Annotated in this window: 12 protein-coding genes and 1 pseudogene; 9 read left to right on the forward strand and 4 right to left on the reverse strand. The window is 54.4% G+C overall.

Translation table 11 applies throughout. From position 1 onward, the window contains the following. The first annotated feature begins 61 nt into the window (after positions 1-61). The 5 genes from OGV94_RS21210 (at position 62) to fhuB (ending at position 7,288) form a co-directional block, all read left to right on the forward strand. The gene (locus tag OGV94_RS21210) at positions 62-1,027 is read left to right on the forward strand and encodes a fimbrial protein (RefSeq protein ID WP_286524338.1); all 966 of its coding nucleotides are present in this window, start codon (positions 62-64) and stop codon (positions 1,025-1,027) included. 222 nt (positions 1,028-1,249) lie between these two features. After that, entirely contained in the window at positions 1,250-3,499 is a 2,250-nt protein-coding gene (gene fhuA / locus OGV94_RS21215) for a ferrichrome porin FhuA (protein ID WP_200001341.1), read from the forward strand. Between the two features lie 47 nt (positions 3,500-3,546). Continuing rightward, positions 3,547-4,344 (forward strand): Fe3+-hydroxamate ABC transporter ATP-binding protein FhuC, encoded by a 798-nt coding sequence (fhuC, locus tag OGV94_RS21220; protein ID WP_043018472.1) that lies wholly within the window; start codon positions 3,547-3,549, stop codon positions 4,342-4,344. Beyond that, positions 4,344-5,234, forward strand: a complete 891-nt coding sequence (fhuD, locus tag OGV94_RS21225) for a Fe(3+)-hydroxamate ABC transporter substrate-binding protein FhuD (protein ID WP_181230759.1) — start codon at positions 4,344-4,346, stop codon at positions 5,232-5,234. The genes fhuC and fhuD overlap by 1 nt, the downstream gene beginning before the upstream one ends. 14 nt (positions 5,235-5,248) lie before the next feature. Continuing rightward, positions 5,249-7,288 carry a Fe(3+)-hydroxamate ABC transporter permease FhuB gene (fhuB, locus tag OGV94_RS21230; protein ID WP_101706111.1) on the forward strand — a complete coding sequence of 680 codons (2,040 nt, stop codon included), beginning with the start codon at positions 5,249-5,251 and terminating at the stop codon, positions 7,286-7,288. A gap of 43 nt (positions 7,289-7,331) precedes the next feature. Here fhuB and hemL read toward each other — a convergent pair whose 3' ends face one another. Beyond that, positions 7,332-8,612: a glutamate-1-semialdehyde 2,1-aminomutase gene (gene hemL / locus OGV94_RS21235; protein ID WP_048227067.1), complete on the reverse strand. Its 1,281-nt coding sequence runs from the start codon at positions 8,610-8,612 to the stop codon at positions 7,332-7,334. A 168-nt stretch (positions 8,613-8,780) separates the two neighbouring features. On the opposite strand from hemL, the gene clcA reads away from it, so the two are divergent. The 3 genes and pseudogenes from clcA (at position 8,781) to erpA (ending at position 10,628) form a co-directional block, all read left to right on the forward strand. Further along, on the forward strand, positions 8,781-10,202 hold the full coding sequence (gene clcA / locus OGV94_RS21240; RefSeq protein ID WP_043018476.1) for a H(+)/Cl(-) exchange transporter ClcA: 1,422 nt from the start codon (positions 8,781-8,783) through the stop codon (positions 10,200-10,202). Between the two features lie 23 nt (positions 10,203-10,225). Next, positions 10,226-10,291 (forward strand): annotated as a pseudogene (gene yadW, locus OGV94_RS21245) (small protein YadW). Continuing rightward, positions 10,284-10,628 (forward strand): iron-sulfur cluster insertion protein ErpA, encoded by a 345-nt coding sequence (gene erpA, locus OGV94_RS21250; protein WP_003018581.1) that lies wholly within the window; start codon positions 10,284-10,286, stop codon positions 10,626-10,628. Before yadW ends, erpA begins: the two are co-directional and overlap by 8 nt. A gap of 119 nt (positions 10,629-10,747) precedes the next feature. Here the strand turns inward: erpA and OGV94_RS21255 are convergent, their stop codons facing one another. The 3 genes from OGV94_RS21255 to mtnN are packed head-to-tail and all read right to left on the reverse strand — an operon-like array spanning position 10,748 to position 12,900. Next, positions 10,748-11,371, reverse strand: coding sequence for a TRIC cation channel family protein (locus tag OGV94_RS21255; protein WP_006686772.1), 624 nt, complete (start codon positions 11,369-11,371; stop codon positions 10,748-10,750). Between the two features lie 37 nt (positions 11,372-11,408). Continuing rightward, a complete protein-coding gene (gene btuF / locus OGV94_RS21260) occupies positions 11,409-12,209 on the reverse strand; it encodes a vitamin B12 ABC transporter substrate-binding protein BtuF (protein WP_043018478.1) in 801 nt (266 codons plus the stop codon). Beyond that, positions 12,202-12,900, reverse strand: a complete 699-nt coding sequence (mtnN, locus tag OGV94_RS21265; protein WP_080625706.1) for a 5'-methylthioadenosine/S-adenosylhomocysteine nucleosidase — start codon at positions 12,898-12,900, stop codon at positions 12,202-12,204. Before mtnN ends, btuF begins: the two co-directional genes overlap by 8 nt. Before the next feature lie 83 nt (positions 12,901-12,983). On the opposite strand from mtnN, the gene dgt reads away from it, so the two are divergent. Further along, the gene (gene dgt, locus OGV94_RS21270) at positions 12,984-14,501 is read left to right on the forward strand and encodes a dGTPase (protein ID WP_181230757.1); all 1,518 of its coding nucleotides are present in this window, start codon (positions 12,984-12,986) and stop codon (positions 14,499-14,501) included. Positions 14,502-14,503: the final 2 nt, after the last annotated feature.

Consider the following 14,503-nt stretch of genomic DNA (forward strand, 5'->3'; position numbering starts at 1 on the left):
GTTTAGCAAACAGGGAAGTTAACCAATGAGTAAAGGGAAAAAGGGATTTTCCAGGCTCTTCATGATGTTGGTTTTAGCCTTGATGAGCGTCTGTTTTCAGCAGGCCAGAGCGGACTGCTCGTTTACCAATCCGAATGCGAATCCAACGATTACGTTTACCATGCCCGCGCAGATTGTGATTGACTCCGATGCCGCCGTTGGAACCATTGTTTATTCCGGAGAAACGGTCGGAGAATCACACGGATTGACCTGTAATACAGATGTACAGGTTCGCGAAGGTTACACGGTATTAACCGATGCCGATTACTCGGGAGTGTTAAGCGGCGTTTATAAAACCACGGTGCCGGGCATCGGGTTTCGCGCCGCCCGTGCGGAAAATAAAACCGCCACGTTTACCGACGATAATATAATTACTCCCTGGCATTATCTGGGTATGACGGGTAACTGGGTCTCGTATGATTCAACTTATCATGTTGGCGTTCAGTTAGTGGTTATCGGGACGGTCCAGTCTGGCACGCTGGATACCAGTAAATTTAACGCCGATTATCAAATGGGAAGTTTAACCGTAGCGAAATTACGCTTTGCGCCTGCCACGGTTGATGTGATTGCTAATACCTGCAATCTGAAAAGCAAAAATATCAATGTTTTGCTGGATACGGTGACAGCCGGTGGGTTATCTCAGGGATATTCATCCGTGCTCACCGATGACAGCTTTAAAATTGAAGTCGCCAATTGTACTGCCGGAACGCACATTGATTATAAGTTTACCAGCGCCGGTTCAACCGGTGTTACCGACGGCAATATTCTGAATATTGCCCGCGGAGAAGGGGCCGCCAGCGGCGTCGGGATCCAGATCCTCGACAAAGACAATCATGTGCTGAATTTTGATCAGGAATATACGGGGATCGAAAGCGCGACCGGGCAGGGAACAGAGGCGATCCCGCTGAAAGCGCGATACGCTAAAACCGGAACGGTGAAGGGGGGCCAGGTCGATGCGGTAGCCACCTTTGAGGTGTATTACCGCTAATGTGGATCTATGCAGACGCGATACCCCTACGGGGTTCTTTTTGAGCCCTAACATTTCAGCCTAATTTATTAACCCTTTCTTTTCATCTGGTTATTTCTTAACCCCTCAGTTTTAGTAGGGACGCGTATTGCTTGCTATCTCGCCAGAGTTTCGAATATTATGCTGCCGTTATAATAATAATTCTCGTTTACGTTATCATTCACTTTCATCAGAGAAATACCAATGGCGCGTCTTAAAACTGCTCAGCCAAGTTCATCGCTGCGTAAAATCGCAGTAGTGGTAGCCACAGCGGTTAGCGGCATGTCTGTCTATGCACAGGCGGCGGTTGACCCGAAAGAAGAAACCATCACCGTAACTGCTGCACCTGCTCCGCAGGAAAGCGCATGGGGGCCAGCGGCAACCATCGCTGCACGACAGTCTGCTACGGCGACCAAAACCGATACTCCGATTCAAAAAGTTCCTCAGTCTATTTCCGTGGTCACCGCCGAAGAGATGGCGTTGCATCAGCCGAAATCGGTTAAAGAGGCGCTCAGCTACACCCCTGGCGTTGCCGTGGGTACGCGTGGTGCGTCCAATACCTATGACTATCTGATTATTCGCGGATTTGCCGCCGACGGCCAAAGTCAGAATAACTATCTGAATGGCCTGAAGATGCAGGGTAACTTCTATAACGATGCGGTAATCGACCCCTATATGCTGGAACGCGCTGAAGTGATGCGCGGTCCGGTTTCCGTTCTTTACGGAAAGAGCAACCCTGGCGGGTTGTTGAACATGGTCAGCAAGCGTCCGACGACGGAGCCGCTGAAAGAAGTTCAGTTCAAAATGGGCACCGACAGCCTGTTCCAGACCGGTTTCGACTTCAGCGACGCGCTGGATGACGATGGCGTGTACTCATACCGCCTGACCGGCCTGGCGCGTTCCGCGAATGCGCAGCAGCAGGGTGCGGAAGAACAACGCTACGCCATCGCGCCATCGTTCTCATGGCGTCCGAATGATAAGACAAACTTCACCTTCCTCTCCTACTTCCAGAACGAGCCGGAAACCGGCTATTACGGCTGGTTGCCGAAAGAGGGGACCGTATCTAAGCTGCCAAACGGTTCGCGTCTGCCTACCGATTTCAACGAAGGTGCGAACAACAATACCTATTCTCGTAACGAGAAGATGGTGGGCTACAGCTTCGATCACGAATTTAACGACACCTTTACCGTGCGTCAGAACCTGCGTTATGCGCAAAACAAGGTTTCGCAGAATAGCGTGTATGGTTACGGCATGTGCTCCGATCCGCTCTATACAAAGGATCCGGCCAACAGTCCTTGCGCCAGCGTTCCTCAGGCCGATTGGGATCACACGCTAACTCGTCAGTACGTTGACGATAATGAAAAATTGCAGAATTTCTCTGTTGATACCCAGTTACAGAGCAAATTCGCTACCGGTTCCCTGGATCACACGCTGCTGACCGGCGTTGACTATATGCGTATGCGTAACGATATCAACTCCTGGTTCGGTTGGGCTGGTTCGGTTGCGCCGTCTGATATCTATAACCTTGACCGTAGCGACTTTGATTTTGGAGCGCATAATGGGCCAGGCGCACCTTATCGCGTTCTGAATAAACAGGAACAAACGGGCCTGTACGCTCAGGATCAGATGCAGTGGGATAAGGTGCTGGTCACTCTGGGCGGCCGTTACGACTGGGCAAAGCAGGACTCCCTGAACCGCGTTTCTGGCGTGCTGGATTCCCGTGATGACAGACAGTTCACCTGGCGTGGCGGTGTTAACTACCTGTTCGACAACGGCGTGACCCCGTATTTCAGCTACAGCGAATCGTTTGAACCTAGTTCTCAGGTCGGGGAAAGCGGTAATATCTTTGCGCCATCTAAAGGTAAGCAGTACGAAGCGGGCGTGAAGTACGTGCCGAGCGATCGTCCGATCGTGATCACCGGTGCCGTTTACCAGTTGACCAAAACCAACAACCTGATGGCCGACCCGAATGGATCGTTCTGGTCAGTTGAAGGCGGTGAAATTCGCTCACGCGGTGTGGAAATCGAAGCGAAAGCGGCGCTGTCTGCCAGCGTCAACGTAGTGGGTTCTTATACCTACACCGACGCGGAATACACCACCGACACCACCTACAAAGGCAACACGCCTGCTCAGGTGCCAAAACATATGGCATCACTGTGGGGGGACTACACCCTTTATGACGGCGCGCTTTCCGGGCTGACGTTGGGTACGGGTGTTCGTTATACTGGCTCCAGCTATGGCGATCCGGCAAACTCCTTTAAAGTGGGGAGCTATACGCTGGTGGATGCGTTAGTGCGTTACGATCTGGCGCGCGTCGGCATGGCGGGCTCCAACGTGGCGCTGCATGTGAACAACCTGTTTGACCGTGAATACGTCGCCAGCTGCTTCAATACCTATGGCTGCTTCTGGGGCGCAGAACGTCAGGTCGTTGCAACCGCAACCTTCCGTTTCTAATTTCTTTTTGGGCACGCTTTGCGTGCCCGTTTTACAAGTTGGCTGCTATGCAGGAAAACAGATCCCATCCCGACACTACTTTTGCGTTGCGTAATGTCTCCTTTCGTGTGCCTGGCCGCACGCTTTTGCATCCTCTCTCATTAACTTTTCCTGTGGGGAAAGTGACCGGCCTTATCGGCCACAACGGTTCCGGAAAATCGACGTTATTGAAAATGCTGGGACGTCATCAGCCGCCGTCAGAAGGTGAAATCCTGCTCGACGAACAGCCGCTGGAGAGCTGGAGCAGTAAAGCGTTTGCCCGCAAGGTCGCCTATCTGCCGCAGCAGCTGCCGCAGGCCGAAGGGATGACGGTGCGCGAACTGGTGGCGATTGGTCGTTATCCGTGGCACGGGGCGCTGGGACGTTTTGGCGTTGCCGACAGAGAGAAAGTAGAAGAAGCGATTTCGCTGGTTGGCTTAAAACCGCTGGCGCACCGTTTGGTTGATAGTCTGTCCGGCGGAGAACGCCAGCGCGCGTGGATAGCCATGCTGGTTGCGCAGGACAGCCGCTGTCTGCTGCTTGATGAACCGACTTCCGCGCTGGATATCGCCCATCAGGTTGACGTACTGGCGCTGGTGCATCGCTTAAGCCAGCAGCGCGGGCTGACGGTGATTGCGGTGCTGCATGATATCAACATGGCGGCCCGCTACTGTGATTACTTAGTTGCGCTGCGCGGCGGTGAAATGATTGCGCAAGGGACGCCTGCTGAACTGATGCGCAGTGAAACTCTGGAACAGATTTACGGTATCCCGATGGGCATTTTGCCGCATCCGGCCGGTGCCGCACCCGTGAGTTTTGTCTATTAATGATTGAATTACATCATATTACCCGTCGGCGCTTGCTTACGGCGATGGCGCTGTCGCCGCTGCTGTGGCAGATGAAAACGGCGCGCGCCGCGGCGGTTGATCCACAGCGCATTGTGGCGCTGGAATGGCTGCCGGTAGAGCTATTGCTGGCGCTGGGTATTACGCCGTATGGCATTGCCGATATCCCTAACTACAAGCTGTGGGTCAATGAGCCCCCGCTGCCGGACTCGGTGATTGATGTCGGGCTACGCACGGAACCCAATCTCGAACTGCTGACCGAAATGAAACCCTCGTTTTTGCTCTGGTCAGCAGGCTATGGTCCTTCTCCCGAAAAGCTGGCGCGGATTGCGCCTGGCCGGGGATTTAACTTCAGCGACGGCAAAAAACCGCTGGCGGTTGCGCGACAATCGCTGCAGGAAATGGCGCAATTGTTCAATCTGCAGGCCTCTGCTGAACGCCATCTGGCCGAGTACGATCGTTTTATCGCCAGTCTGAAGCCGCGCTTCATTCAACGCGGCGCGCGCCCTGTACTTCTCACTTCCCTGCTTGATTCGCGACATATGCTGGTGTTTGGCCCAAATAGCCTGTTCCAGGACGTGCTGGACGATTATGGGATCCCCAACGCCTGGCAGGGAGAGACAAACTTTTGGGGCAGCACTGCCGTGAGTATTGACCGTCTGGCTGCCTTTCAGGATGTTGATGTATTGTGCTTTGACCACGGCAACGATAAAGAGATGGCTGCATTGATGTCTACGCCGTTGTGGCAAGCGATGCCGTTTGTCCGTAGCGGACGTTTTCAGCGCGTGCCGGCCGTCTGGTTCTATGGCGCAACGCTCTCGGCAATGCATTTTGCCCGTATTCTGGATAATGCGCTGGGAGGCAAAGCGTGAGCAGGAAATTTGAAATGCCGGATGGCGACGCTAAAAGCGCCTTATCCGGCCTACGGTTTGCGCGCGTTGTAGGCCGGATAAGGCGAAGCCGCCATCCGGCGTTATTGTTGCTGGTACTGGTTATTGTTGCTCTCTGGCTGACCTGGGTTAACTTCTCCGTTGCGCTACCGCGCAGCCAGTGGCAACAGGCTATCTGGTCACCGGATATCGACGCCATTAAACAGATGGTTTTCCACTATAGCCTGCTGCCGAGGCTGGCGATTTCGCTGCTGGTCGGTGCCGGGCTGGGGCTGGTCGGCGTATTGTTTCAGCAGGTGCTGCGTAACCCGCTGGCGGAGCCAACCACGTTGGGCGTGGCGACCGGTGCGCAGTTGGGCATTACGGTTACCACGCTGTGGGCTATTCCCGGTGCGCTGACCACGCAATTTGCGGCGCTGGCGGGGGCATGTGTCGTTGGGGCGTTGGTGTTTGGCGTAGCCTGGGGCAAGCGTCTTTCCCCGGTGACGTTAATCCTTGCCGGGCTGGTGGTCAGCCTGTACTGCGGGGCAATTAACCAGTTGATGGTTATCTTCCATCACGATCAGCTGCAAAGCATGTTTTTATGGAGCAGCGGTACGCTAACGCAAACCGACTGGAGCGGCGTACAGCGCCTGTGGCCGCAACTGCTGGGCGGCGTGATGCTGACTCTGTTGCTATTGCGGCCTATGACGCTGATGGGACTGGATGACGGCGTGGCGCGTAACCTTGGTCTGGCGCTGTCGCTGGCGCGTCTGGCGGCTTTATCGCTGGCGATTGTTCTCAGCGCCTTGCTGGTGAACGCCGTGGGGATTATCGGCTTTATTGGCCTGTTTGCGCCGCTGCTGGCGAAAATGCTCGGTGCGCGTCGTCTGCTGGCGCGTCTGATGCTGGCCCCGCTGATTGGTGCGTTGATCCTCTGGCTCTCCGACCAAATCATTCTGTGGCTGACCCGCGTATGGATGGAAGTCTCCACCGGATCGGTGACGGCGCTGATTGGCGCGCCATTACTGCTGTGGCTGTTACCGCGCCTTAGGAGTATGAGCGCGCCGGATATGAATGCCAGCAACCGCATCGCCGCTGAGCGTCAGAATGTGCTGATGTTTACGCTGGCGGGTGGGGCGCTCTTGCTGTTGACCCTGGTGGTGGCGCTGTCGTTTGGCCGCGATGCGCACGGCTGGACATGGGCCAGCGGCGCGATGCTGGATGAGCTGATGCCCTGGCGCTGGCCACGTATTATGGCGGCGCTGATTGCCGGGGTAATGTTGGCGGTAGCGGGCTGTATTATTCAACGTCTGACGGGCAACCCAATGGCCAGCCCGGAAGTGCTGGGCATTAGCTCCGGTGCAGCATTTGGCGTAGTGCTGATGCTGTTTCTGGTCCCAGGAAATGCCTTTGGCTGGCTGATGCCTGCCGGGAGTCTCGGGGCTGCGGCCACCTTGCTTATCATTATGATTGCCGCCGGGCGCGGTGGTTTTTCGCCGCACCGTATGCTGCTGGCAGGGATGGCGCTCAGCACGGCGTTTACAATGTTGCTGATGATGCTGCAGGCCAGCGGCGATCCGCGTATGGCGGGCGTACTTACCTGGATCTCCGGCTCAACCTATAACGCGACGGGTGAACAGGTACTGCGCACCGGGATTGTGATGGTTATCCTGCTGGCGATGACGCCGCTGTGCCGTCGTTGGCTGACGATTTTACCGCTTGGCGGTGATACGGCGCGGGCGGTGGGGATGGCAATCACGCCGTCGCGCGTAGGGTTACTGCTCCTGGCTGCAGGGTTGACGGCGACAGCAACCATGACCATTGGACCGTTGAGCTTTGTCGGGTTGATGGCTCCGCATATTGCCCGAATGATGGGTTTTCGTCGGGCGATGCCGCATATGCTGATTTCGGCGCTGGCGGGAGGCGTACTTCTGGTCTTTGCTGACTGGTGCGGCAGAATGGTGCTGTTTCCGTATCAGATCCCGGCGGGGTTATTGTCGACGTTTATTGGCGCGCCGTACTTTATCTATCTGCTAAGAAAGCAAAGCCGCTAAAAAAGCCGGGTGGCGCTTGCGCCACCCGACACGTGTCCCTGATTTACAGTTTCGCAAACACCCGGCGCGCGGCGTCGATGGTGTTATTGATATCGTCTTCGCTGTGCGCCACGGACATAAAGCCCGCTTCGAAAGCAGAAGGCGCCAGGTAAATCCCTTCATCCAGCATCATGTGGAAGAAACGCTTGAAGCGTTCAACGTCGCATGCCATCACATCCTGATAGCAGGTTACGGTTTCTGCATCGGTGAAGAAAATCCCGAACATTCCGCCCACATGGTTAACTACCAGCGGAATATTCGCTTCTTCGGCAGCTTCCAGCAGACCTTCCGCCAGACGCGTCGTCAGTTCGTTCAGCGTTTCATGAATACCCGGTTGGGCCACTTCGGTCAGACAGGCAAAGCCTGCTGCCATCGCAATTGGGTTACCGGAAAGCGTACCCGCCTGGTAAACCGGACCGGTCGGCGCCAGCGCGTCCATCACATCGCGGCGGCCGCCGAATGCGCCAACGGGCATTCCGCCGCCGATGATTTTACCCAGGCAGGTCAGATCCGGAACGACGCCGTAATAATCCTGTGCACCGGCCAGCGCTACGCGGAAACCGGTCATGACTTCATCGATGATCAATAGCGCGCCAAATTCATCGCACAGCGCACGCAGGCCCGGCAGGAATTCCGGCAGCGGCGGGATGCAGTTCATGTTGCCCGCGACCGGCTCAACGATGATGCAGGCGATCTCTTGTGGATACTGTTCAAATGCCGCACGTACTGAAGAGAGATCGTTGTAGGTGCAGGTGAGGGTGTGTTTCGCAAAATCGGCCGGAACGCCCGGGGAGTTAGGCTGGCCCAGCGTTAATGCGCCAGAACCGGCTTTGACCAGCAGGCAGTCGGCATGACCGTGATAGCAGCCTTCAAATTTGATGATCTTATCGCGTCCGGTGAAACCGCGCGCCAGACGGATTGCGCTCATCGTCGCTTCCGTACCGGAGTTCACCATACGTACCATGTCCATGGTTGGCACGAGTTCAGTGACCAGCTCCGCCATTTTTACTTCCATCTCGGTCGGCGCGCCGAAGCTTAAACCGCGCTCCGCAGCTTCAATCACCGCATTACGGATTGCCGGGTGGTTATGGCCCAGCACCATCGGTCCCCAGGAACCGACGTAATCGACATAGGCTTTACCATCAACATCGTACAGATATGCGCCGTCCGCTTTTTCGATAAACAGCGGAGTTCCACCCACGCCAGTAAAGGCGCGAACGGGGGAGTTAACGCCGCCAGGGATAAGTTCGCGTGCTGCGCTGTAGAGATTTTCAGACTTACTCATGGATGGGGTCCTGGTTCGTAGAAAAAGTAAATGCCCGCTATTCTAGTTATTCAGAGAAGGTTATGAAAGTTTTACGCAATTGAAACAATGCGATTTGCAGGGGATTTTCGTGAAATGTGCGAGTAGAATGCCGATTCCGTATTTGTATTACCAATTAATGATCATCTGATGAAGACTGACTCTCCCTCTTTTGAAGCACAACAAATTGTGCGTTTACGCCGCAGGGATCAAATCCGTCGACTCCTGGAACGAGACAAAACGCCGTTGGCGATCCTGTTGATGGCCGCAGTTGTCGGTACCGTGACGGGACTGGTTGGCGTGGCATTTGAAAAAGCGGTGACCTGGGTACAGAACCACCGTATTGGCGCGCTGGCTCAGGTTGCGGACCATGCCATTCTGCTGTGGCCGCTGGCGTTTATTCTCTCCGCGCTGCTGGCGATGGTCGGCTATTTTCTGGTGCGTAAATTTGCGCCGGAAGCGGGAGGTTCCGGGATCCCTGAGATTGAAGGCGCGCTGGAAGAGCTACGGCCTGTGCGCTGGTGGCGCGTTCTGCCGGTGAAATTTATCGGCGGTATGGGGACGCTGGGGGCCGGGATGGTGCTTGGGCGAGAAGGGCCGACCGTGCAGATTGGCGGCAATATTGGGCGCATGGTGCTGGATATTTTCCGCATGCGCAGCGCCGAAGCGCGGCATACCCTGCTGGCCACCGGTGCGGCTGCGGGGCTGTCGGCGGCGTTTAATGCGCCTCTGGCCGGGATCCTGTTCATTATTGAAGAGATGCGCCCGCAGTTTCGCTATAACCTTGTCTCGATCAAAGCCGTGTTTACCGGCGTTATTATGTCGAGCATTGTGTTTCGCGTGTTCAACGGCGAAGCGCCGATTATTGAAGTTGGGAAGCTCTCCAATGCGCCGGTAAATACGCTGTGGCTGTATCTGGTGCTCGGGCTTATTTTTGGCTGTGTCGGGCCATTGTTTAACACCATGGTGTTGCGTACCCAGGATATGTTCCAGCGCTTCCACGGTGGTGAAATTAAAAAATGGGTGCTGATGGGCGGCGCGATCGGCGGCCTGTGCGGGATCCTCGGGTTAATTCAACCGGAAGCGGCAGGCGGCGGGTTTAACCTGATTCCTATCGCCGCGGCAGGCAATTTTAGCGTTGGTCTGCTGCTGTTTATATTTATTACCAGGGTCGTCACCACGCTGCTGTGCTTCTCGTCCGGCGCGCCCGGTGGGATTTTTGCCCCGATGCTGGCGTTGGGCACGTTGCTTGGCACCGCGTTCGGTATGGCTGCGGCAGCTTCTTTTCCGCAGTATCATCTGGAGGCCGGAACCTTTGCCATTGCCGGAATGGGGGCTTTGTTAGCGGCTTCGGTGCGTGCGCCGTTAACCGGTATTGTGCTGGTGCTGGAGATGACCGATAACTATCAGCTCATTTTGCCAATGATTATTACCTGTCTTGGCGCAACACTATTAGCCCAATTTATGGGCGGAAAGCCGCTATACTCGACTATCCTTGCCCGCACGCTGGCAAAACAGGAAGCGGAGCAGGCGGCAAAAAGCCAGGGTACTGCCGCTGGCGAGAATACTTGAACGAAATACCAGGGTATTAGATAATGGCCTTAACCATTGGGTTATAATTTGCCCAATTGCCAATGTCGTTTGGAGCAAAATATGAGTGATGACGTAGCGCTGCCACTGCAATTTACAGAAGCAGCAGCCAATAAAGTAAAAAGCCTGATCGCTGACGAAGATAACCCGAATCTGAAATTACGCGTGTATATCACCGGCGGTGGTTGCAGCGGTTTCCAGTATGGTTTCACCTTTGATGATCAGGTGAACGATGGTGATATGACCATTGAGAAACAAGGTGTTGGTCTGGTAGTTGATCCGATGAGCCTGCAATATCTGGTGGGCGGCGCGGTTGACTATACCGAAGGTCTGGAAGGTTCCCGCTTCGTTGTGACTAACCCGAATGCGAAAAGCACCTGCGGGTGTGGCTCTTCTTTCAGCATCTGATTGCTGTCTGTAATACCGATGGTCTGATGGTGTAGGCCCGGTAAGCGTAGCGCCACCGGGCAATGTGCCGGATGGCGGCGTAAACGCCTTATCCGGCCTACATGTTCTGTATCGTCACATCAACGCCCGTTATCATCCAGCGCAAATGTCGGCAACTTCAAATGCCAGCGAATGGCGGCAAGCCGAATCAGCAGGGTGACGATCATCCCCATCATACTGGCGTTTTCCAGCGATACATTAAAGGTATAAAACGCTGTCGCATGCACGATACCGCCGATAATACACGCCGTGGCGTAGATTTCGGTGCGCAGAATCATTGGGACTTCACGCGCTAACACGTCGCGAATGATCCCGCCGCCAACGCCGGTAATCACCCCCATACAAATCGCCACAAGCGGTCCCGTGCCTGCAAGAAATGCTTTATTGACGCCAATCCCTACGAACACCGCCAGGCCCACGGCATCCAGCACCGGCAGGATCCACTTCGGCAACCGTCGGGGCTGACGCACCAGCAGGATCGTCAGCATGCTGGTGATCATCGCCACCACCAGATCGGTAGGATCCTTAACCCAAAAAACCGGTCCGTGATCCAATGCCATATCGCGGATCGTACCGCCGCCAACGGCGGTAACCACGCCGAGGACCAGGACGCCAAACGGATCCATACGCAATTTTCCGGCCAGTAACACGCCAGAGATAGCAAATACCGCGGTGCCGACAATATCCAGCCAATAGACGAGCATTTTTAAATCCTCACAACAGACCTGGTGGGGGCAGGCGCTAATTTATCTGTGAAAGCGCATTACAGAGTTGTTTTGCGGCGAGGATAATACGCGGGCTCGCGCGTTCGAACCAGTCACTATTAAGTGTAATAATGGGTATTTTTAGCTGGTTTCCCCAGTATTGCTCAATTTTCAGAGTTTCGCCCGGGCCTCCGGTTGCAACAATCGCCTGGGGCGCGCGTGCCAGGACCTGCTCACGGCTAACCTGCGGCCAGGGAACCCGACTGCCGGCAAAGATGTTTTCTCCGCCGCATACCTCAAGAACCTCGTGCTGAATGGAGCCTTTTCCACTGGTAAACAGAGGATTAGCGCCAAACTGGAGAAACACGCGTTTTTTCGGTTTGTTGGCATATCGAGATTTAAGTAAAGCATAGTCATCAAGCAGGGTTTGCGCCGCCTGTTTGGCTTGCTCAGGCTTAGGGCTCCATGCCGCCAACTGGCGGAGCGCATCGGCAACCTGCTCGATGGTAACGGCGTCTACCCAGATGACCTTAATTCCCAGGGCGGTCAGTTGATTCACTTGCCGCTCTGCATTTCCCCCGCGCCAGGCGATGACTAAATCCGGTTTGAGCGCCACAATGCGTTCCAGATTCATGCCTTGCCAGGTGGAGACCTCCTCGATATTTTTGGCCTCTGGCGGGTAATTTGAATAGCTACTGACGCCTACGGGGGTAATGCCAGCGGCAAAAGCGAGTTCAGTATTGGCAGGAGAAAGCGTCACAACGCGCGGTGCGGCGTAAAGGAACGCCGGGAGAGTGAAAAGCAGGGCGACCAGCGCCCTGGAGAGTAATTTAGCCATGCGCCAGTTTCTGTACCAGCGTTTCAACCATCAGGCTTGACTGTTTCGCGGCAACGACCAGGAACTCGTCAAAGCTGAGATGGGACTGCTGATCGGCGACGTCAGAGATGGCGCGAACCACGACGAACGGCACATTAAAGTTGTGGCAAACGTGCGCAATTGCGGTCGCTTCCATCTCAACGGCGATCGCCTGCGGGAAGTTATGCTTGATTTTAGCCAGGCCCACAGAGCCATTAATAAAGGCATCGCCGCTGACGATAAGACCGCGAACGGCGTTCAGATTAAGTTCTGCAATGCAGGATTCTGCTGCAGCAATCAGCGCCGGGTCGGCTTTAAAACCAGCCGGGCAGCCCGGGAGTTGGCCAAATTCATAGCCAAAGGCGGTAACGTCAGCATCGTGATAGCGCGTTTCGTCAGAAACCACGATATCGCCGACTTTCAGCGTTGAGGCCAGGCCGCCCGCTGAACCGGTGTTAATAATGGCGTCCGGCTTGCAGCGTTCAAGCAGCAGCGTAGCGCCCAGCGCTGCAGCCACTTTACCGATACCTGATTTCAGTAGCGCAACCTCTGTACCGTTCAGTTGGCCGGTGTAAATTTCACAACCGCCGAGAGTGATGGTCTGACGGTTTTCGATTTTGTCACGCAGCAGCGTAACTTCTTCTTCCATTGCACCAATGATGCCGATTTTCATAGATTTACTCGCGATAAGCCAGATTTGAGGGCATAGTCTATCATGCGCTTAAGGGGTAGCGCATTTCTCAGGCGGGAGAGGATATGGTACAGATCGATTTCCGAAAAAAAATAAACTGGCATCGCCGTTACCGTTCGCCGCAGGGCGTGAAGACGGAGCATGAGATCCTGCGAATTTTTGAAAGCGATCGTGGACGTATTATCAATTCTCCGGCAATTCGCCGACTGCAACAAAAAACCCAGGTCTTTCCGCTGGAGCGTAACGCGGCGGTGCGTACGCGCCTGACGCACTCGATGGAAGTGCAGCAGGTTGGGCGCTATATCGCGAAAGAGATCCTCAGCCGGCTGAAAGAGCTAAAGCTGCTGGAGCTGTATGGTCTGGATGAACTGACGGGACCGTTTGAGAGTATTGTCGAAATGTCGTGTCTGATGCATGACATCGGTAATCCGCCGTTTGGTCATTTTGGCGAAGCGGCGATTAATGACTGGTTCCGCCAGCGACTGTATCCGGCCGACGCGGAAAGTCAGCCGCTTAGCGATGACCGCTGCCTGGTAGCGGCGTTGCGTTTGCGCGAAGGTGAAGAGTCGCTGAATGATATTCGCCGTAAGGTGCGCCAGGACCTGTGCCATTTTGAAGGCAATGCGCAGGGTATTCGTCTGGTGCATACTTTGATGCGTATGAATCTTACCTGGGCGCAGGTCGGCGGTATTTTAAAATATACCCGTCCGGCGTGGTGGCGAGGCGATACGCCCGCGACGCATAACTATTTAATGAAGAAGCCGGGCTATTACCTTTCCGAGGAACCGTATATTGAGCGGTTACGTAAAGAATTATCATTAGCACCTTACAGTCGTTTTCCATTAACCTGGATTATGGAAGCTGCCGATGATATCTCATATTGCGTGGCCGACCTGGAAGATGCCGTTGAGAAAAGAATCTTTAGCGTCGAGCAACTTTATCACCATCTGCATGAGGCGTGGGGGCATCACGAAAAAGGCTCTCTGTTTAGTCAGGTTGTTGAGAACGCCTGGGAGAAGTCACGTTCAAATACATTAAGCCGGAGTACCGAAGATCAGTTCTTTATGTATTTACGCGTTAATACGCTGAATAAACTGGTACCGTATGCGGCCCAGCGTTTTATTGATAACTTACCGCAGATTTTTGCCGGCAGCTTTAATCACGCGCTGTTGGAAGATGCCAGTAGCTTTAGCCAGTTGCTGGGTGTCTATAAAAATGTGGCGGTAAAACATGTCTTTAGTCATCCTGACGTAGAGCAGCTGGAATTGCAGGGCTATCGGGTGATCACCGGATTGTTGGAAATCTATCAGCCTTTATTAAAAATGTCCCAGTCAGATTTTACTGAACTGGTCGAAAATGAAAGAGTAAAACGTTTTCCTATCGAATCCCGATTATTTCAGAAGTTGTCAACTCGCCATCGTCTTGCTTATGTTGAGGTGGTTAGTAAAATATCAACGGGTTGCGCCGAGTTTCCGGTTCTGGAATATTATTATCGCTGTCGGCTGATTCAGGATTATATCAGCGGGATGACAGATTTGTATGCATGGGATGAATATCGTCGCTTGATGGCCGTAGAACAATAAAT

Origin of the sequence: Citrobacter sp. Ce006 (assembly GCF_030336535.1) — a bacterium.
GTDB classification, from domain to species: domain Bacteria; phylum Pseudomonadota; class Gammaproteobacteria; order Enterobacterales; family Enterobacteriaceae; genus Citrobacter; species Citrobacter europaeus.

Excerpts from the sequence above, each read along its gene's own strand:
- fhuB (WP_101706111.1), top strand. The coding sequence starts at position 5,249 with ATGCCGGATGGCGACGCTAAAAGCGCCTTATCCGGCCTACGGTTTGCG.
- erpA (WP_003018581.1), top strand. The coding sequence starts at position 10,284 with ATGAGTGATGACGTAGCGCTGCCACTGCAATTTACAGAAGCAGCAGCC.
- OGV94_RS21210 (WP_286524338.1), top strand. The coding sequence starts at position 62 with ATGATGTTGGTTTTAGCCTTGATGAGCGTCTGTTTTCAGCAGGCCAGA.
- dgt (WP_181230757.1), top strand. The coding sequence starts at position 12,984 with ATGGTACAGATCGATTTCCGAAAAAAAATAAACTGGCATCGCCGTTAC.
- mtnN (WP_080625706.1), bottom strand. The coding sequence starts at position 12,900 with ATGAAAATCGGCATCATTGGTGCAATGGAAGAAGAAGTTACGCTGCTG.
- clcA (WP_043018476.1), top strand. The coding sequence starts at position 8,781 with ATGAAGACTGACTCTCCCTCTTTTGAAGCACAACAAATTGTGCGTTTA.
- OGV94_RS21255 (WP_006686772.1), bottom strand. The coding sequence starts at position 11,371 with ATGCTCGTCTATTGGCTGGATATTGTCGGCACCGCGGTATTTGCTATC.
- fhuD (WP_181230759.1), top strand. The coding sequence starts at position 4,344 with ATGATTGAATTACATCATATTACCCGTCGGCGCTTGCTTACGGCGATG.
- hemL (WP_048227067.1), bottom strand. The coding sequence starts at position 8,612 with ATGAGTAAGTCTGAAAATCTCTACAGCGCAGCACGCGAACTTATCCCT.
- btuF (WP_043018478.1), bottom strand. The coding sequence starts at position 12,209 with ATGGCTAAATTACTCTCCAGGGCGCTGGTCGCCCTGCTTTTCACTCTC.
- fhuC (WP_043018472.1), top strand. The coding sequence starts at position 3,547 with ATGCAGGAAAACAGATCCCATCCCGACACTACTTTTGCGTTGCGTAAT.
- fhuA (WP_200001341.1), top strand. The coding sequence starts at position 1,250 with ATGGCGCGTCTTAAAACTGCTCAGCCAAGTTCATCGCTGCGTAAAATC.